14 protein-coding genes and 2 pseudogenes are annotated in these 17680 nt (G+C 67.4%); 7 read left to right on the forward strand and 9 right to left on the reverse strand.

Going from position 1 to position 17680, the window contains the following annotated elements; translation table 11 throughout:
* Position 1: 1 nt before the first annotated feature.
* On the reverse strand, positions 2–1285 hold the full coding sequence (locus AC1DGI_RS17830) for a CapA family protein (protein WP_476899783.1): 1284 nt from the start codon (positions 1283–1285) through the stop codon (positions 2–4).
* Between the two features lie 81 nt (positions 1286–1366).
* Here AC1DGI_RS17830 and AC1DGI_RS17835 point away from each other — a divergent pair, with 81 nt between their 5' ends.
* On the forward strand, positions 1367–3379 hold the full coding sequence (locus AC1DGI_RS17835; protein ID WP_476899784.1) for a M3 family metallopeptidase: 2013 nt from the start codon (positions 1367–1369) through the stop codon (positions 3377–3379).
* A 150-nt stretch (positions 3380–3529) separates the two neighbouring features.
* Here the strand turns inward: AC1DGI_RS17835 and pdxS are convergent.
* From pdxS to AC1DGI_RS17865, 6 genes and pseudogenes are all read right to left on the reverse strand, one after another.
* Positions 3530–4342, reverse strand: a pseudogene (gene pdxS, locus AC1DGI_RS17840) (pyridoxal 5'-phosphate synthase lyase subunit PdxS); the annotation flags it as partial.
* Between the two features lie 221 nt (positions 4343–4563).
* On the reverse strand, positions 4564–5202 hold the full coding sequence (gene pgsA / locus AC1DGI_RS17845; protein WP_476899785.1) for a phosphatidylinositol phosphate synthase: 639 nt from the start codon (positions 5200–5202) through the stop codon (positions 4564–4566).
* Positions 5192–5827, reverse strand: a complete 636-nt coding sequence (locus AC1DGI_RS17850) for an HIT family protein (RefSeq protein WP_476899786.1) — start codon at positions 5825–5827, stop codon at positions 5192–5194. Before AC1DGI_RS17850 ends, pgsA begins: the two co-directional genes overlap by 11 nt.
* A 14-nt stretch (positions 5828–5841) precedes the next feature.
* Positions 5842–7848 carry a threonine--tRNA ligase gene (thrS, locus tag AC1DGI_RS17855; protein WP_476899787.1) on the reverse strand — a complete coding sequence of 669 codons (2007 nt, stop codon included), beginning with the start codon at positions 7846–7848 and terminating at the stop codon, positions 5842–5844.
* 115 nt (positions 7849–7963) lie between these two features.
* Positions 7964–11482 (reverse strand): DNA polymerase III subunit alpha, encoded by a 3519-nt coding sequence (locus AC1DGI_RS17860; RefSeq protein WP_476899788.1) that lies wholly within the window; start codon positions 11480–11482, stop codon positions 7964–7966.
* Positions 11479–11808, reverse strand: coding sequence for a DUF6504 family protein (locus AC1DGI_RS17865; RefSeq protein WP_441402903.1), 330 nt, complete (start codon positions 11806–11808; stop codon positions 11479–11481). Before AC1DGI_RS17865 ends, AC1DGI_RS17860 begins: the two co-directional genes overlap by 4 nt.
* Before the next feature lie 133 nt (positions 11809–11941).
* Here AC1DGI_RS17865 and AC1DGI_RS17870 point away from each other — a divergent pair, with 133 nt between their 5' ends.
* The gene (locus AC1DGI_RS17870; protein ID WP_441402904.1) at positions 11942–12328 is read left to right on the forward strand and encodes a hypothetical protein; all 387 of its coding nucleotides are present in this window, start codon (positions 11942–11944) and stop codon (positions 12326–12328) included.
* Between the two features lie 46 nt (positions 12329–12374).
* Complete coding sequence (locus AC1DGI_RS17875) at positions 12375–12797, forward strand: VOC family protein (RefSeq protein WP_476899789.1); 423 nt, start codon at positions 12375–12377, stop codon at positions 12795–12797.
* A gap of 70 nt (positions 12798–12867) precedes the next feature.
* On the opposite strand, the gene AC1DGI_RS17880 is transcribed toward AC1DGI_RS17875, so the two are convergent.
* Entirely contained in the window at positions 12868–14019 is a 1152-nt protein-coding gene (locus AC1DGI_RS17880) for a hypothetical protein (protein WP_476899790.1), read from the reverse strand.
* A gap of 199 nt (positions 14020–14218) precedes the next feature.
* Entirely contained in the window at positions 14219–14965 is a 747-nt protein-coding gene (locus AC1DGI_RS17885) for an SOS response-associated peptidase (RefSeq protein ID WP_476899791.1), read from the reverse strand.
* Positions 14966–15092: 127 nt separating this feature from the next.
* Here AC1DGI_RS17885 and AC1DGI_RS17890 point away from each other — a divergent pair, with 127 nt between their 5' ends.
* The 4 genes and pseudogenes from AC1DGI_RS17890 to AC1DGI_RS17905 form a co-directional block, all read left to right on the forward strand.
* Entirely contained in the window at positions 15093–15350 is a 258-nt protein-coding gene (locus AC1DGI_RS17890; protein ID WP_354236521.1) for a mycoredoxin, read from the forward strand.
* 133 nt (positions 15351–15483) lie between these two features.
* Positions 15484–16569, forward strand: coding sequence for an S-(hydroxymethyl)mycothiol dehydrogenase (locus AC1DGI_RS17895; RefSeq protein ID WP_476899792.1), 1086 nt, complete (start codon positions 15484–15486; stop codon positions 16567–16569).
* The gene (locus tag AC1DGI_RS17900; RefSeq protein WP_476899793.1) at positions 16566–17213 is read left to right on the forward strand and encodes an MBL fold metallo-hydrolase; all 648 of its coding nucleotides are present in this window, start codon (positions 16566–16568) and stop codon (positions 17211–17213) included. The genes AC1DGI_RS17895 and AC1DGI_RS17900 overlap by 4 nt, the downstream gene beginning before the upstream one ends.
* Positions 17214–17447: 234 nt before the next feature.
* Positions 17448–17680: pseudogene (locus tag AC1DGI_RS17905) on the forward strand (IS110 family RNA-guided transposase); the annotation flags it as partial.

Here is a 17680-nt window from a genome sequence, read left to right on the forward strand (position 1 = left end):
CCTAGCGCTCCTTCGTGATCAGCAGTTCGTGGGCGCCTGCTGTCGCGGCACCCATCGATTCCACCACGGTTTTGGTCCGCAGCCGGGTGGCGGCATCCGCGGCGGCCCCGGCGCAGGGACCCTGCGGGGCGTCGGAGGCCACCGAGCACCACCGGTAGGGTCCGCGCACGATGACGGACGGCGCCCAGGCGAGGTCCGCGGCGGTCCAGGTTCCCGCGGCGTCCTGGCTGAACTGGGCCCGGACCAGAAGGCCTTCGTTGTTCACCACGTACGACGGCGAAAGTTCAGTGATCCCGTTGCCGAGGCCGTAGACGATCCAGGTCCCCTTGTACTGTTCGATGGGGAGCACCGAGTGGGTGTGGTGGCCGTAGATCAGGGTGAATTGACCACTGTCCACGAGGGCATGCGCGACGGTGCGCTGCTCGGCGTTGGGCGCGCTCGAGTACTCGTCCCCGGCGTGCATGACGCCCAGGACGATGTCCGCCCCGAGGGCCCTCGCCTGCCGGGCCTTGGCGATCATCGCGGCAGGGTCGAGCATGTCCACCTGCCAGGCCTGTTCGGGCGTCTGGCCGTTCAGCCCGTACGCGCCCTCGATCACGGCGATTTTCGCGGCGGCGGTTTGCAGGATCAGGACGCCCCGGGAGTCCGCCTCGCTGCGGTAGGAGCCGGTGTGCTGCAGCCCGGCGGCGTCGAGGGCGTCCAGGGTGCGGACCAGCCCCGCGGTGCCGCGGTCGATCGTGTGGTTGCTGGCCGTGGTGCACGCCTGGTAGCCCACGTGCTGCGCCGCCGTGATGATCTGCGGCGGGACGTTGAAGGACGGGTAGGCGGAAAACGGTCCGGTGGGGCCGGCCACGGGCGTTTCCTGGTGGCAGATCGCGAGGTCGCTCTTTTCGATGTACCGGCGCTGGCCCGCCAGGAGCGGTCCGAAGTCCAGACCCTTGGCGCCGGTGGCCAGGGCGTCCACCCGGGCCTGTTCCCACAGCTGGGCGTGGACCAGCATGTCCCCGGTCACCAACACGGAGGTGCAGCGTACCGCCGCGCAGGCAGGACCCTTCCCCGGCGTGGGCGTCGGTGTGGGCGTTGGGGTGGCGGCGGGGCCTGGATCCGGGGAGGTGCCCGGTTCGCCGGCCGCTGACGACCCGGGGCCGTCTGCAGCCGGAGTGGACCCGGGAGCGCCGGCGTCCGGGCGGGCGACAAGGCCGCAGGATGCCAGGGAGACCGCCAGGATCACCGCGGCCGCGCCCGCGAGGAGCCGGCCCGGCGGGGTGGAGCTGAGGATTCGCATGCGGTCATCGTACGGTGGCGCGAAGCACAACACGCTTAGCCGATCATTGAGAACCCCGGCCTAACATGAAAGAGTTATTTCATGATCAATCCCCTCTTGAGCCCAAGCACCCTGCCGTACGGACTGCCGCCCTTCGCGGATATCGAGGTCCAGCATTACGCCGAAGCCGTGGAGGCCGGCCTGGCCGAGCACCTGGCCGAAATCCAAGCCATCGTGGCGGCACCGGAGCCGGCGACCTTCGAGAATACGGCGCTGGCGATGGAGCGGTCCGGTCAGCTGCTGCAGCGGGCGTCGGCGTCGTTCTTCACGCTGGTGTCCGCGGACGCCTCGGAGCCGATCCGCGAACTGGAGACCCGGCTCTCCCCCGCCTTCTCCGCGCATCAGGACGCCGTGTACCTGAACCGGGGGCTGTTCGAGCGCTTTGCCGCTATAGACACGGACCGGCTCGACGCCGAATCCGGTCGGCTGGTGGAGGAATACCTCAAGGAGTTCCGCCAGTCCGGCATCCAGCTGGACGAGGTCGGCCAGGAGCGCCTCAAGGCCATTAACGCCGAACTGTCGACCCTCGGCACGGAATTCGGCCAGCGCGTCAAGGAGGGCATGAAGTCCGCTTCCCTGCTGCTGGACGAAGCGACTGAACTCGCCGGCCTGCCCGCGGACGATATCGCTAGTGCCGCCGAAGCCGCGCGAACAGCCGGGCACGAGGGCAAGTTCCTGCTCACCCTGATCCAGCCCAGCAACCAGCCCGCCCTGGCCGCGCTGGAGAACCGCGAGGTGCGGCGCCGGGTCTACGAAGCGTCGATCGGCCGCGGAAGTGGCGGCGGCAGCCTCGACGTGCTGGACCTGGTCAAGGACATGGTGCGGTTGCGTGCCGAGAAGGCCGGCTTGCTCGGCTTCGCCAACTTTGCCGAACTCAGCGTGGACCAGCAAACTGCCCCGGATTTCCAGGCCGTGCAGGCCATGTTGAACCGCCTCGCTCCGGCCGCCGTCCGGGATGCCGACGCCGAAGCGGAGGCCCTGGCCGAGGTCGCAGGCCACCCGCTGGAGGCCTGGGACTGGGCCTACTATTCGGCCCGGGTCAAGCGTGAACGGTACTCCGTGGACGAGCAGGCCCTCCGTCCGTACTTCGAACTGGACCGGGTGCTGCAGGACGGTGTCTTCTTCGCCGCCAACGCGCTCTACGGGATCACCTTCCATGAGCGGACCGACCTTGCCGGCTACCACCCGGACGTCCGGGTCTGGGAGGTGAAGAACTCGGACGGAACCGAGCTGGGACTCTTCCTGGGCGATTACTACACCCGCGACTCGAAGCGGGGCGGGGCCTGGATGAACTCGCTCGTTGACCAGTCCAGCCTGCTGAACACCCGGCCAGTGGTGATCAACAACCTCAACATTTCCAAGCCGCCCGCCGGCGAGCCCACGCTGCTGACCCTGGACGAGCTGCGGACCACCTTCCACGAATTCGGCCACGCCCTGCACGGGCTCTTCTCCTCGGTCACGTACCCGCGGTTCGCCGGCACCTCCGTGCCCCGCGACTTCGTCGAGTACCCGTCGCAAGTCAACGAAATGTGGATCATGTGGCCGGAGGTCCTCGCCAATTACGCGAGGCACCACGCCACCGGCGAACCGCTGCCCCAGGAAACGGTGGACAAGCTCAACGAGGCCGCGCTCTGGGGCGAGGGCTTCGGCACCACCGAATACCTTGGCGCGGCGCTGCTGGATCTCGCGTGGCACGTCCTTGACGGTACCGACATCCCCGACGACGCGCTCGCGTTCGAGGCCAAGGCCCTGGCCGCCGCCGGGGTGGCCCACAGCCTGATCCCGCCGCGCTACCGCACCGGCTACTTCCAGCACATCTTCGCGGGCGGCTGGTACGCCGCGGGCTACTACTCCTACATCTGGAGCGAGGTGCTCGACGCCGAAACCGTCGAATGGTTCAAGGAGAACGGCGGCCTCACCCGTGCGAACGGCGACTTCTTCCGGGCCGAACTGCTCGCCCGGGGCAACAGCCGCGACCCGCTGGAATCCTTCCGCGCCTTCCGCGGCCGCGAGGCCAGGCTCGAGCCGCTGCTGACGCGCCGCGGCCTCGGGTAACCCCTGATCGGTTGCTCCGCAGACGCCCTTTAGGACCCTGAAAAGGGCCGTTTCGGAGCAATCGATGGGGAACACGAACGACGGCGGCGGGTCACCTAAGAAAGGTGWCCCGCCGCCGTCGTGCTTCAAAGACTAGCCAGAGGCGCCGGCGAAGGTGGTGGCCTTCACGACGGCGGCCGCGCGCTGGGCCGGGTTGCCGGACTTGAAGATACCGGAGCCGACGAAGACACCGTCGGCGCCGAGCTGCATCATCATGGCGGCGTCGGCCGGGGTGGCGATGCCGCCGGCGGTGAAGAGCACCACCGGGAGCTTGCCGGTGGCGGCGACTTCCTTGACCAGTTCGTACGGGGCCTGGAGTTCCTTGGCGGCGACGTACAGCTCGTCCTCGGCCATGCCGGCGAGCTTCTTGATCTCGGCGCGGATCTGGCGCATGTGGGTGGTGGCGTTGGAGACGTCCCCGGTGCCGGCCTCGCCCTTGGAACGGATCATGGCCGCGCCCTCGTTGATGCGGCGGAGGGCTTCGCCGAGGTTCGTGGCGCCGCAAACGAAGGGAACGGTGAAGTTCCACTTGTCGATGTGGTTGGCGTAGTCCGCCGGGGTGAGGACCTCGGACTCGTCGATGTAGTCGACGCCGAGGGACTGCAGGATCTGGGCCTCGACGAAGTGGCCGATCCGGGCCTTCGCCATGACCGGCACGGAGACGGCGTCGATGATCTTGTCGATCATGTCCGGGTCGGACATGCGGGACACGCCGCCCTGGGCGCGGATGTCGGCGGGAACGCGTTCCAGCGCCATCACGGCCACGGCACCGGCGTCTTCGGCGATGCGGGCCTGCTCGACGTTGACGACGTCCATGATGACGCCGCCCTTGAGCATCTCCGCCATGCCGCGCTTGACGCGGCTGCTGCCCGTAACGTTCTTGGCGGACGCGCCGGCCTCGCTGCTTACATCAGGTGTAGACACAAAAACCCCTATGGGTAGATAGATGACCTCGCCGGGGCGCGGACGGCACGGAGATAAGAATCTCGCACACACCGGCTCGCACACACCGGATTACCGGGAACCATTGGCCGGTATGGCTAATACTAGTCCCCCTCCGGGGCCGGGTTGAATCCGGTTACGGCCTTCGGCCCCGCCGGGCGGACTGGACGGACACCCCGCCCGGGGCGCCCGCTAAGGCGGGCTCAGGCGGCTTGTTCGGTGGCCGTGCCCTTGCTCTCTTCGACGGACTGGCGGTGCACGGCGGCGATCCGCTGCACGACCGTCACGAAGCTGGCCATGCCGAGCAGGCACAGGGTGCCGAACAGGATTACTGTCGGCAGCCCGAGGCCGGTGAAGCCGGTGACCACCAGGACCGACACGAGCCGTTCGGCCCGCTCCGCCACGCCGACGTTCGCGTGGTAGCCGAGCGCTTCCGCCTTGGCCCGCGCGTAGGACACCACCATGCCCAGGACAAGGCAGACGACGGCGGCGATCGCGATGGGGGTGTCGGCGCCGCCGGTGAAGAACCAGATGGCGACGCCGGCGAAGAGCGCCCCGTCGGCGACGCGGTCCAGGGTGGAGTCCAGGAAGTTGCCCCAGCGTCCGCCGCGTTCCTGCATCCTGGCCATGATGCCGTCGATGACGTCGGAGAAGATGAACGCGGTGATAAACAGGGTCCCCCACCAAAGCTGGCCCAGCGGGTAGAACACCAGGGCGCCGACCACCACGCCGGCGGTTCCGACGATCGTGACTGCGTCCGGCGAGATGCCCATCCGCAGCAGCCAGCGGGCCAGCGGCGAGAACAGGGCGGTGAAGAAGCCGCGGGCGTGCTTATTCAGCATCCGTGGCCCCGGACGGCGTCTGCTCGTGGTTCTCCCCCCGGCCGCCGCCCTGGGGCCACGCCTCGGCGACCTGCTCGCGGACCTCGCCGAGGGTCTGCGTGACCGCCTTGGTCTGCGCGATGATCGGGAAGAAGTTGCCGTCCCCGCCCCAGCGCGGGACCACGTGCTGGTGCAGGTGCCCCGCAACGCCGGCCCCACCGGTCACGCCCTGGTTCATGCCCAGGTTGAAGCCGGTCGGGTTCGCCACCTTGCGCAGCACCCGCATCGCGGTCTGGGTCAGCTCGGCGAACTCTGCGGTTTCGTCCACGGTCAGGTCCGTGTAGTCCGGAATATGCCGGTAGGGGCAGACCAGGAGATGGCCCGGGTTATACGGATAGAGGTTGAGCACGACGTAGCAGGTCCGGCCGCGGTAGACGATCAGGGAATCCTCGTCCGGGCGCTCGGGCGCGACGCAGAAGGGGCAGTCGTCCTTGTTCTTGAACTGGTGCTGGCCGCCCTTGATGTATGCCATGCGGTGCGGAGTCCACAGGCGCTGGAAGGCGTCCGGCACCCCGGCGAGGACAAAGTCATCGGTTGCGTCGTCGTCGCCCGGGTATCCCGTGACAGCGCCTGTGGTCTCCTGCACGTGCCGCTCCCCCGCTAGCTGGTCCGGTTGCGGACGGCGTCGACGATCCGCCGGACGGCTTCCGCGACGGGTACACCGTTGTCCTGGCTGCCGTCACGGAAGCGGAACGAGACTGCGCCGGCCTCGGCGTCGTCCCCGCCGGCGATCAGCACGAACGGGATCTTGTCCTTGCTGGCGGTACGGATTTTCTTCGGGAAGCGGTCCGAGGAAACGTCCACCTCGGCACGGATGCCCTCCGCCTTGAGCCGGCCGACGACGTCGAACATATAGTCGTTGAAGGCCTCTGCCACCGGGATGCCCACAACCTGCACCGGGGCCAGCCACGCCGGGAATGCTCCGGCGTAGTGCTCGGTCAGAACGCCCATGAATCGTTCGATCGAGCCGAAGAGGGCCCGGTGGATCATGACGGGGCGCTGGCGGGTGCCGTCGGCGGCCTGGAACTCAAGTTCGAACCGCTCGGGCAGGTTGAAGTCCAGCTGGATGGTGGACATCTGCCAGGTCCGGCCGATGGCGTCGCGGGCCTGCACGGAAATTTTCGGTCCGTAGAACGCGGCTCCGCCCGGATCCGGGACCAGTTCCAGGCCGGACTCCTGGGCGACCTCAGCCAAGGTCTGGGTGGCTTCCTCCCAGACCTCGTCCGACCCCACAAACTTTTCCGGATCCTTGGTGGACAGTTCCAGATAGAAGTCCTCCAGGCCGTAGTCCTTGAGCAGTCCGAGGACGAAGTTGAGCGTCTTGGTGAGCTCGTCCTTCATTTGCTCGCGGGTGCAGTAGATGTGGGCGTCATCCTGGGTCATGCCCCGGACGCGGGTGAGGCCGTGCACAACGCCGGACTTCTCGTAGCGGTAGACCGAGCCGAACTCAAAGAGCCGGAGCGGCAGTTCGCGGTAGGACCGTCCCCGGGAGCGGAAGATCAGGTTGTGCATCGGGCAGTTCATCGGCTTCAGGTAGTAGTCCTGGCCGGGCTTGCGCACGGTGCCGTCCTCGTTCAGTTCCGCGTCGATGTGCATTGGCGGGAACATGCCCTCGCGGTACCAGTCCAGGTGGCCGGATACCTCGTAGAGGTGGCCCTTGGTGATGTGCGGGGTGTAGACGAAGTCGTAGCCGGCGTCGACGTGGCGCTGGCGGGAATAGTCCTCCATGGCCTTGCGGATGATGCCGCCCTTGGGGTGGAACACCGGCAGGCCCGAGCCCAGCTCGTCCGGGAAGGAGAAGAGGTCCAGCTCGGCGCCGAGCTTGCGGTGGTCGCGGCGCTCGGCCTCGGCGATCCGTTCCTGATAGGCCTTGAGCGCGTCCTTGGTCGGCCAGGCGGTGCCGTAGATACGCTGCAGCTGCTTGTTCTTTTCGCTGCCGCGCCAGTAGGCCGCGGAGGAGCGGGTCAGCGCGAAGGCGTTGGAGATCAGCTTGGTGTTGGGCAGGTGCGGGCCGCGGCACAGGTCGCACCAGACGGCGGTGCCGTCCTTGCGCTCGACGTTGTCGTAGATGCTCAGCTCGCCGCCGCCCACCTCCACGTTGGAGCCGTCGGCGTCCGAGCCGGCGCCCTTGAGCCCGATCAGTTCGAGCTTGTAGGGCTCGTCCTTCATCGCCTCGCGCGCCTCGTCCTCGGTGACCACCCGGCGGACGAACTTCTGGTTCTGGTTGATGATCTTTTGCATCATCTTTTCCAGCTGGCGCAGGTCTTCCGGGGTGAACGGTTCCTCGACGTCGAAGTCGAAGTAGAAGCCGTCGGTGATGTAGGGGCCGATCCCGAGCTTGGCGTCGGGGCGAAGCTGCTGCACGGCCTGGGCCATGACATGGGCTGTTGAGTGGCGCAGGACGTTGAGGCCGTCCGGGGAGCCGATGGTGACACCTTCGATGGTGGCGCCCTCGGGCAGCGGCTGGTCCAGGTCTTTCAGTTCGCCGTTAACGCGGGCCACAACGACGTCGCGGCGCTCAAAGAAGAGTTCCGCGCCGGTGGTCCCGGTAGTCACCTTGGTCTCTTCGCCGTCGACGAGAAGGGTGATCTGCTGGGCATCTGACACGGGTGTCTCCTATTCACGGTTTTAGGCTTCGTAGCTTGTGGCGTACGGGGACCACAGCCAGCCTCGTCCATGCTATCGGGTTCAGGATGGGCCAACCAACGCGGCCGGCCGGCGGTCAGCCTCCCAGCCCGGTGATGGCCAGGTTCCGCCCGATCCCGTCCAGCGGGCCGGGCACGGCGGGTTCCGGCGACGCCGGCACTTCCGGGCCGCCGGGCCCGCCGGGGGCAGTCGCAGGGAAGGGCAGGGTCTCCGTTCGGCTGAGGTCCCAGGCCAGGGAGGCGCTGATGCTGATGCCCCGCGGCCCGGTCCGCCGGGTGGTTCCCCGGATCAGCAGCAGCCGGGTGCCGAACAGCAGGGGCCCTGACTGTTCCTGGGCCTCATGGAAGAAGACCGAGTCCACGCAGCCGGTACCGTCGTCGATGCTGATGAACACCACCCGGCGGCCGCCGCGCATCGGCGGGGTTTGGGTGGCCACCCGCACCCCGGCCACCAGCACCTCGGTGCCGTTGCGCAGTCCCAGCAGCTTGTCCGCCGTGGTGACGCCCAGCCGGTCCAGCAGGGGCCGGTGGCTTTCCATCAGGTGCCCGCTGACATCCACCGCCAACAGGTCCAGTTCGGCCCGGACGTTTTCCACCAGCGTGGGGGCCGGGAGCCCGCCCTTCAGGTTTTTGAGTTCGACGTCGCCCAGCGGCAGCGCCAGCTGGCCCTCGATGACCTCCACGCCCTTGCGGTGCGGCCGGCCCTGCAGCTGTTGCAGGTGCTGGACCAGGTCGGCCCGGTTGGCGGTTCCGCCGGCGGCACGGTGCAGCGTGTCGAAGGCGCCCAGCTGGGCCAGGCGCTGAATGCTCGGCTTGCTGATCCGGGAGCGTGCCCGCAGGTCCGCGAGGGAGTCATAGGGCTGGCCGGCCACGATCCGTTTCAGCTCGGCGCCGGAAAGCCCGAAGATACCGTTGATGCTCAGCCGGATGCCCAGCCTGCCCCCGTCCGGACCGGTTTCCACCCGCTCCACCCGGTATTCGGCCTGGCTGCGGTTGATATCCAGCGGCAGGATGGGAATCCCCAGCCGCCGGGCCTCGGCCACCAGCAGCCGCTTGGGGTACATGCCGGGGTCGTGTTCCCAGAGTCCGGCCAGGAAGGCTTCGGGGTGGTGGGTCTTGAGCCACGCCGACTGGTAGGTGGGCACGGCAAAGGCGGCGCCGTGCGCCTTGCAGAAGCCGAAGCTGCCGAACGCCTTCAGGGTTCCCCAGACCTTGTCCACCACCTCGGGCGTGTAGTTCCGGGCGCGGGCCTCGCGGCGGAAGAATTCCTCCACCTTGCCTTCCAGCACCTCGTTGCCGAGGGCCCGCCGGAATTCGTCGGCCCGGGCCAGCCCGCAGCCGGTCATCACATCGAAGGTCTTGAGGATCTGCTCATGGAACACGGTCACGCCGTGGGTCTCCTGGAGCACCGGCTTCAGGTCCGGGTGCGGGTAGACCTCCGGCGCGAAGCCGTGCCGGTGCTCCAGGAAGGGCCGGACCATGTCCGACTTCATCGGCCCGGGCCGGAACAGCGAGATATCGATGATGAGGTCGTTGAATTCCCGGGGTGCCAGCTTGCCGATCAGTTCCCGCTGGCCCGGGGACTCGATCTGGAAGCAGCCCAGGGTGTGGGTGCTGCGGATCAGCTCGTAGGTGGGTTCGTCGTCGAGCGGGACGGCGTTGAGGTCGATGCGGCCGTCCGCGGCGATGTAATCGGGCCCGGTGCCGTCCGGTCCTGCCGGGTGCCGGCCGGCCGCCATCACCTCGGCCTTGGACGGGTGCAGCCGGATCACCTCCCGGACCGCGAAGGCCATGGCGGACTGCATCCGGACGCCGAGGACATCGAGTTTGAGCATGCCCATCGGGTCCATGTCGTGCTTGTCGAACTGGCTCATCGGCAGGCCGAGCCCGCTGGGCTGGACCGGGGTACGGTCCAGCAGCGTCGCGTCGCCCAGGATGACCCCGCAGGGATGCATCGAGATATGGCGCGGCAGCCGGTCCAACCGTTCGGTCAGGTCAACGAGCAGGTCAAGCTGCTGGTTTTCGCTGAAGTCCCGTTGCTCCACCCGGCCGGCGAATTCCTTCAACTCCGGTTTCTCCACGAGGGCCTCGCGGAAGTTCCGGGCCGAAAACCGCCAGAGCTGCTTGGCGATCTCGTCGATGTCGCCGCCGTCCATGCCCAGGGCCAGGCCGGCGTCGCGGACGGCGCCGCGGGCGCGGTACCCGTTCTGCATGCTCATCAGCGTGACGCGTTCGGAGCCGAAGCGTTCAAAGATCTTCCGGTAGACGTTGTGCCGTTCGGCGCTTTCGACGTCGATGTCGATATCCGGGAGGGTGGCGCGGTCACGGGACAGGAAGCGTTCGAAAATCAAGTCGTGCTGCAGCGGGTTCACCTGGCTGACATCGATCAGGAAGTTGACCAGGCTGGAGGCGCCCGAGCCGCGGGCGGCGGCCCGGACCCCCATGTCCAGGATCATCCGGGACACCTCGGCGACGGTCAGGAAGTAGGCGGCGAAGCCCAGGCTGTCGATGATCCGCAGTTCGTGTTCCAGCCGGGCGCGCAGCTCCGCGGCAGGCTTCCCGGTGATGCCCGGGAAGCGCCGGGTGATACCCGCCTCGCAGCGCTGCGTGAGCTCCAGCAGCGGATCCCCGGCAATCCCGATCACCGCGGCCTCCGGCACCACCGGCTGCTTCCATCCCATGTCCGTGACCGGATCCATCCGGCAGCGGTCCGCGAGCGCCTCGGTGTGTGCCAGCAGGCTCTTCAGATCGGCGGCGCCGTACCCGGCGGCGTGCATGATCTCCTGGCCCAGCCGCAGCATCTGCGCGGAGGATTTCAGCCAGCCCTGCCCGTTCGGTTGCAGCAGCGGCGCGGCCGAGAGCTCGGGCAGGGATTTGAGCGTCCGGGCCGAGTCCAGCACGTCCGCCGTCGCGGCGCCGTCCTCGGCGCAGTATCGAACGGCGTTGCTCAGGACCGCCGGGACTGCGTGTTCCGCGGCGAGCTTGAGCATCCTTACCGCGTGGGCCGTGCTCAGCGGCTCGCCCGGCGGGCTGAGCTGCGAGACGACCTCGGCGACGAGGGTTCCCGGCGGCATGGCGTCCAGCCAGCGTTTGAAGAGCGTCCGGGGCCGCAGGTAGCGCCGGCCGCCCATGGCACGGCCGACGTCGGAATCCGGGCCGATCAGCACGGTCAGCACCGGCTTGAGGGTCTGCGGATCCAGGGCGCGGGAGGCCAGCTCCGCCCGGGTCACGGCGACGGGCACCGCTCCCCCGGCCTTGCCCGAGGTGCGGGCATGGGCGTCGGAGACCAGCCGGCACAGGGCCCGGTACCCGGCGCCGCGGTTCTGCCCGTGTGCCAGGACGACGACGCGTCCCCCGAGCCGGGTACGGAGGTCGCCGTCGTCGTCGAAGACCGCGAGATCCACCCCCACGACCGGGTCCAGCCCTGCCGCCATGCACGCCTTCAGGTGCTTGACTGTGCCGTAGAGCCCGTCGCGGTCCGTGCAGCCGAGCGCCGTGGCGCCGTCCGCGGCGGCAGCAGCAGCCAACTCCTCCGGCCAGGACACCCCGTAGTGGGCGCTGAACGCGGTGGAGACGTGCAGATGGGTGAAGCTCATGCCGGCTCCGGCTTCCGGAGTAGTGGCAGGGCATCGTGGATCCGCAGCAGCCGCCAGCGTCCGCTGCCCAGGTGCCGGCTCAGGTCGAGGGTGAGGGTCCGGTCCGGGTTCCCGTCATCCCGGAGCTGAACGCGCCAGATTTCATGGTCCACCAGCCCCGGGCCGCTGCCCAGCGGCGCCCGCGGTTCTTCCGCCCACCACTGGCGCCGCTCAAACCAGCGGACCGGCTCGGCGCAGAGGACGTAGTGCCGCCCGGCCCAGTCCAGGGACTCCGGCTGGCCTTCCGGGGTGCAGGCGACGTCCACCGACTCGCTGAACATCCCCATGGCGCCTCCCGGCAGCTGCTGACTTTCGAAAAGTATTCGAATATATCTTCGAACACTTCAAGTCTACGACGGGCCGGGGACAAAACCTAGATCGGGGGTGGACGGACGCAGGCACAGGTAGCAGGATTGAGCCATGAGCTCCCACAATGCACTCCTGAAGCACGTAACCGTCGCCGCCAAGGATTCAACTTTGGTGGCGACGTTCGCTATCGACGGGAATATCCCGAGTTCCGGCGCCTATGTGGTGGGGCTCGTGGCGGCCACTCCGGACCACTCCCACCAGCGCCGGATGGAAATCGAGTTCATGAACGGCGAGGCCGTGTCCTTTTTCTGCTTCAGCCACGACGGCACGGAAGAGAACTTCGACCTCAAGGGCGTGGAGCACTCCGGCAACACCATCACCGGGACCTTTCCAATCAGCACGGTGCGGGGCCTGATCAAGGGCCATCTGATGTCTGCGTACAGCGATTGCGAGGGCAGGGACTACCAGGCCAACGTGCCCGTCGAGGAGTCGCTCTGACAGCCGTCCCCGGGCCGTGCGGCCAGGCGCATAACAGGATCGCGTGATGCAACCACGAGTCGACTTCATCTCCTTGGGCGTCCGCAGCGTTGACGCCTCGCGCCGTTTCTACGTTGATGGCCTCGGCTGGCCACTCCACCGCGAGGTTCCCGGCGAGGTGGTCTTCCTGCAGGCAAACCACGGCCTCATCCTCTCGCTCTGGAACGCCGCGCAGATGCAGTCCGAGGCGGCAACCGATGCCCCCGCCGGCGTCCCCTGCATCACCCTGAGCCACAACGTCGGCAGCGCGGAGGAAGTGGAGAGCGTCATGCGCCGGGCGGAGGCCGCGGGCGCCGTCGTGGTGGCGGCGCCGAAGACCCAGCCCTGGGGCGGCTACACCGGCTACTTCGCCGACCCGGACGGCTTCCGCTGGGAGATCGCCTTCAACCCCACCTGGACGGTCGACGCCGGCGGCCAGGTCACCGTCTAGGTACTGGTCCGGCCACCCGCTAGAACAGGCTGCCGACCGGCCGGGGGAAAGACCGGACGCGAACTCGCTCCTATTCCCCCGCGATAACTTGGGACACGAACGCTTCTGCGGACGGCCCACCGTTGGCGACGAATTCCTTCAGGAGGGCCAGCCCCACGGAAAGTGGCAGGGAGAGCCTTCCCCGGTATTGAGAATCGAGCATCGCTTCAGGTGACGACCCCCATGCACCAGGCTCCCCCACAAGTCTGGTGAATGAACGCCCCCTCACAAATGGCCGCTCAAGCTTTTCCGTAATCCGCTGCTCGAGAACATGCGAGTCAACCGAGAGCAAACTCAGTGTCATCAGTTCGGGACGCCCCGCCTTATCAAGCCACCGTCCGAATCCCAGGAAAAAACTCTCCCGAATCTCACCAGCTTGGACCCCGGCTTCCTCCTGCAACTCACGGTTGGCGCCGTTGGCCGCCAGCTCGGACAGGGGAAGTGAAGGATTGCCCTGAAAATCCCGTAGTTCCAGCGCCCCGGAACCACTTGGAGCCAGCTGGCCGCCGTTGTTTAGGTTATGAATACCTTGATCCACAAGGATGAGCTTGCCGTCGCTCGTAAATGCCATAACGGAAGTGCCTACTACGTTCACAAGCCATGAATCGCGGAAGTCCCTGAGCACCCCCCTCCGGGTAATGAAAAGTCGCCGCCCGTGGTCGTCCATGAACCGATCATTTTTCTTCACGTCGTGGAGGGCAAGCTGGTCAGTGGCGATGTGCTGGAAGTACGTTGCTGGCTGGAAGTCGATCCAGCGTGGCAGGTCCGAAACGGCCTGCCCGACGCCAACGTTTGAGTTCCACCCCAGGATGGGGCCGTCAAAGACGTGTTTGGTCTTGATCTTTTCGTCCAGAAAGCGCTGACCCAGGGGCCTAAGGGCTGCGGGCACCGTGAATTGTTCCGGGTCCACCCGGGCCTCAAGGCCGTCATGGATTGCGGCGCTCACCAGACCGTCAGAGAGAAAGGAACCGTGCGAAAACTTTCGATACGTGAATCGGCCGTGGTTGTTTGTTGCCTGCAGGACGTCCTCGAACGAATCGCTCATCCTAGGCACAAACACCGTCGATGCAACTGATCGCCGGTAGGCCCTAACCTCCAAGTACAACAAGGCAAACGAAACAGCCGCTAGCGCCGTGCTTATCCATACCGGGATGGTCACCCATACGCTGATCAGTCCGAGCACAGCCAGAACCGTACTCAAGATGATCCACCGAAGAGCTCCAGCTGACCGCCTTATCCGATAAAGTGCGGTAGCTGACTCACGACTAATAACTGTCACCATTGCCCCCTTGGTGGACCGGATACAAACAAATTGAAATGGTACCGGCAGCCAAGCAGCAATCCGCTACCCTTCGGTGAGCGTGTGCCTGCGGAGCCACCCGCTAGAACAGGCTGCCGACCGGCTCGATCAGCTCCGGGGAGTCGTTCCTGACGTTTCCCACCGCCGTGCCGACGGCGTCAATCGTCCAGTTCTCGGCCACGTCGTGCGCACCGGCCCGGACCAGCCCCACCAGGACCGCGGCGTCCTCGGCCTGCGGATCAAGCCAGGTCTCCATGGTCCGGCGGTCCATCGGCAGCGGGACCCGGTCATGCAGGGCCGTCAGTTCCGCCAGCATCCCGTCCGCATAGCCCTCCGGCGGGGAGTCGGTGGTCAGGATCGAGGTCGAAAGCAACCAGCGTTCCGGGTCACCCTCTGCTTTCGACGGGTCCTTCCACCATTCGTAGAGCCCCGCGAAGACGATGGGGCTGCCGTCCTTGGGGTGTACGTAATAAGGCTGCTTGCCGCGGCCCTCGCCCTTCCACTCGTAGTAGCCGTCCGCGGGGACCGCGCAGCGCCGGGACCGGGTGGCCTTGCGGAAGGCGGGCTTCTCCAGCACGCTCTCGCTGCGGGCGTTGATCATTTTCGAGCCGATGCCGGTGTCCTTGGCCCACGACGGCACGAGCCCCCAGCGGGCAAGATGCAGCTGCCGCACCGGGTTCCCGTCCACCAGCCGCTCCAGGAGAATCGGCACGTCCGCGGTGGGGGCGACGTTCCAGGACGGCGGAATCACGAGCTCTTCCTCCAGTTCGGCGTCGAAGTCGGCCAGCAGGTCCCCGACGGCCCGGGCCATCACGTAGCGTCCACACATGGCACCAGCATGCCACCGGCACCGGGCCGGCGGGAAGCGCCCGTGGACACGGTCTGCGGGAATAGCGCCCGGCGGGTTACGGTTGTAGAAACTGATACCCGACTTTCGTCAGCTTGAGGAGATTTCCGTGGACTTTACCCCCGATTCCGGCACGATCACCATGTTTTCCACCACCTGGTGCGGCTACTGCAACCGGCTCAAGAAGCAGCTGGACGCACAGGGCATCGGGTACACGGAGGTCAACATCGAAGAAGTCGAAGGCACCGCCGAACTCGTGGAGCAGCTCAACGGAGGCAACCGCACCGTCCCCACCGTGCTGTTCCCGGACGGCACCGCGGCCACCAATCCCTCCGCGGCCGAGGTCAAGAGCCGCCTCGCGGCCTAAGGCCCACCGGCCACCAGAGCACCACCCAGGACACACCACCACCACACCAGCTACGGCGCGGACTCCCGGATCACCCAGGACCCGCGCCGTGCCGCATCCTGCCACGGACGCGGTGATGAAAGGAGCCCACCTCATGGTCCATAAAGTCAAAGGCGCAGTAGTCCGGTCCAAGAACGCCCCCGTCACCCTGGAGACCATCTTGGTGCCGGAGCCCGGACCCGGCGAGGCCCTGGTGGACATCCTCACCTGCGGCGTCTGCCACACCGACCTGCACTACAAACAGGGCGCCATCAACGACGAGTTCCCGTTCCTGCTCGGCCACGAGGCCACCGGCGTCGTCAGCGCCGTCGGCCCCGACGTCACCGAGGTAGCCCCCGGTGACCGGGTGGTGCTGAACTGGCGTGCCGTCTGCGGCGAGTGCCGGGCCTGCCGCCGCGGCGAGCCGCAGTACTGCTTCAACACCCACAACGCCACCCAGAAGATGACGTTGGAGGACGGCACGGAGCTGACCGCGGCGCTGGGCATCGGCGCCTTTGCCGAGAAGACCTTGGTCGCCGCCGGGCAGTGCACCAAGGTGGACCCCGACGCCGACCCTGCCGCGGTCGGCCTGCTCGGCTGCGGCGTCATGGCCGGCCTCGGTGCCGCCATCAACACCGGCAACGTGCAGCGCGGCGATTCCGTCGCCGTGATCGGCTGCGGCGGAGTGGGCGTGGCCGCAGTGGCCGGTGCCGCGCTCGCCGGCGCCACCACCGTGATCGCCGTGGACATCGACCCCAACAAGCTCGAGCGGGCCAAGGAACTGGGCGCCGCCCACACGGTGGATTCCTCCGCCGTCGACCCGGTTGAGGCGATCCGCGAGCTGACCGGCGGCTTCGGCGCCGACGTCGTGATCGACGCCGTCGGACGGCCCGAGACCTACAAGCAGGCGTTCTACGCCCGCGACCTGGCTGGCACCGTAGTTCTGGTCGGTGTCCCGAGCCCCGACATGACCCTGGAGCTGCCGCTGCTGGATGTCTTCGGCCGGGGAGGTTCGCTTAAATCCTCCTGGTACGGCGACTGCCTGCCGTCCCGCGACTTCCCCATGCTGATCGACCTCTACCGGCAGGGCCGGCTGGACCTGGACGCCTTCGTGACGGAGCGCATCACGATCAACGACATCGAGGCAGCCTTCGAGAAGATGCACTCGGGCGCCGTGCTCCGTTCCGTGGTCGAGCTGTGAGCGGCACCCCCGCCACCGGCCTGCGGGTCGAGCAGCTCGTCACCTCGGGTACGTTTTCGCTCGACGGCGGCACCTGGGACGTGGACAACAACGTCTGGATCGTCGGCAATGACGAGGAATGCCTGGTGATCGATCCGGCCCACGACGCCGCCGCCATCGCGGCCGCCGTCGCCGGCCGGAAAGTCGCAGCCATCCTGCTCACCCACGGCCACGACGACCACATCGCCGCGGTGGGCGAATTCCGCCGCCTGGTGAACGCGCCGGTCTACCTGCACCGGGACGACTGGATGCTCTGGGACCGGGTCTTCCCGGGAACCGAGCCGGACCACGGCATCGCCGACGGTGACACCTTCGACGTCGCCGGCGCGCGGCTGGTGGCGCTCCACACGCCCGGCCATTCCCCCGGCTCGGTGAGCTTCTACCTCGCCGACGAGGGCACCGTCTTCACCGGCGACACGCTGTTCCAGGGCGGACCCGGGGCCACCGGACGCTCCTTCAGCGACTTCCCCACCATCATCGAGTCCATCAAGAACAGGCTGCTCACGCTGCCGACGGACACGGTGGTGCGCACCGGGCACGGGGATTCGACGACGGTCGGCGCCGAAGCGCCGCAGCTTGCGGAATGGATCGCCCGGGGGCACTGACCCCTTTGCCGTTCAGCCGTTGATGCCGCTGTGGCTGCCCCGTCCGGAGTTTGCGGACGGGGGCAGCCCCGGTATGGGCTAGACGATATGAAGTGTGGCGGCGCCCGGTCCTGACGGTGGGACTGGAACCTCGGGTTCAAAGCGATTCGTGGGTTGCCGGTCCGGGTCTTTCCGCACGTAGGCGCGGGGGTGTGGACTGGCAGCGCCACATTTGAACGTCTGGAGGTTCCAGCCATGAACAAGCGTACTTACGTCGGTTTGGATGTCCATGCACGCAGCGTTAAAGGCTGTGCGATCGACCGGGATACGGGCGAGATGCTGAGGCAGAGCCTGGCCGCCAACGATGCCGGGGTCGCAGAGTGGGTTTCCGGGTTGCCTGGTCCTGCCCTCGTTGTTTATGAGGCAGGTCCAACCGGATTCGGGTTGGCCCGGTTACTGGCCGAGGCGGGGATTGAGTGCCTGGTCGC

The sequence above is a fragment of the Arthrobacter sp. 05N428_2 genome, from assembly GCF_056397065.1.

Excerpts from the sequence above, each read along its gene's own strand:
- AC1DGI_RS17835 (WP_476899784.1), top strand. The coding sequence starts at position 1,367 with ATGATCAATCCCCTCTTGAGCCCAAGCACCCTGCCGTACGGACTGCCG.
- AC1DGI_RS17865 (WP_441402903.1), bottom strand. The coding sequence starts at position 11,808 with ATGGGGATGTTCAGCGAGTCGGTGGACGTCGCCTGCACCCCGGAAGGC.
- AC1DGI_RS17860 (WP_476899788.1), bottom strand. The coding sequence starts at position 11,482 with ATGAGCTTCACCCATCTGCACGTCTCCACCGCGTTCAGCGCCCACTAC.
- AC1DGI_RS17870 (WP_441402904.1), top strand. The coding sequence starts at position 11,942 with ATGAGCTCCCACAATGCACTCCTGAAGCACGTAACCGTCGCCGCCAAG.
- AC1DGI_RS17875 (WP_476899789.1), top strand. The coding sequence starts at position 12,375 with ATGCAACCACGAGTCGACTTCATCTCCTTGGGCGTCCGCAGCGTTGAC.
- AC1DGI_RS17895 (WP_476899792.1), top strand. The coding sequence starts at position 15,484 with ATGGTCCATAAAGTCAAAGGCGCAGTAGTCCGGTCCAAGAACGCCCCC.
- AC1DGI_RS17830 (WP_476899783.1), bottom strand. The coding sequence starts at position 1,285 with ATGCGAATCCTCAGCTCCACCCCGCCGGGCCGGCTCCTCGCGGGCGCG.
- pgsA (WP_476899785.1), bottom strand. The coding sequence starts at position 5,202 with ATGCTGAATAAGCACGCCCGCGGCTTCTTCACCGCCCTGTTCTCGCCG.
- AC1DGI_RS17885 (WP_476899791.1), bottom strand. The coding sequence starts at position 14,965 with ATGTGTGGACGCTACGTGATGGCCCGGGCCGTCGGGGACCTGCTGGCC.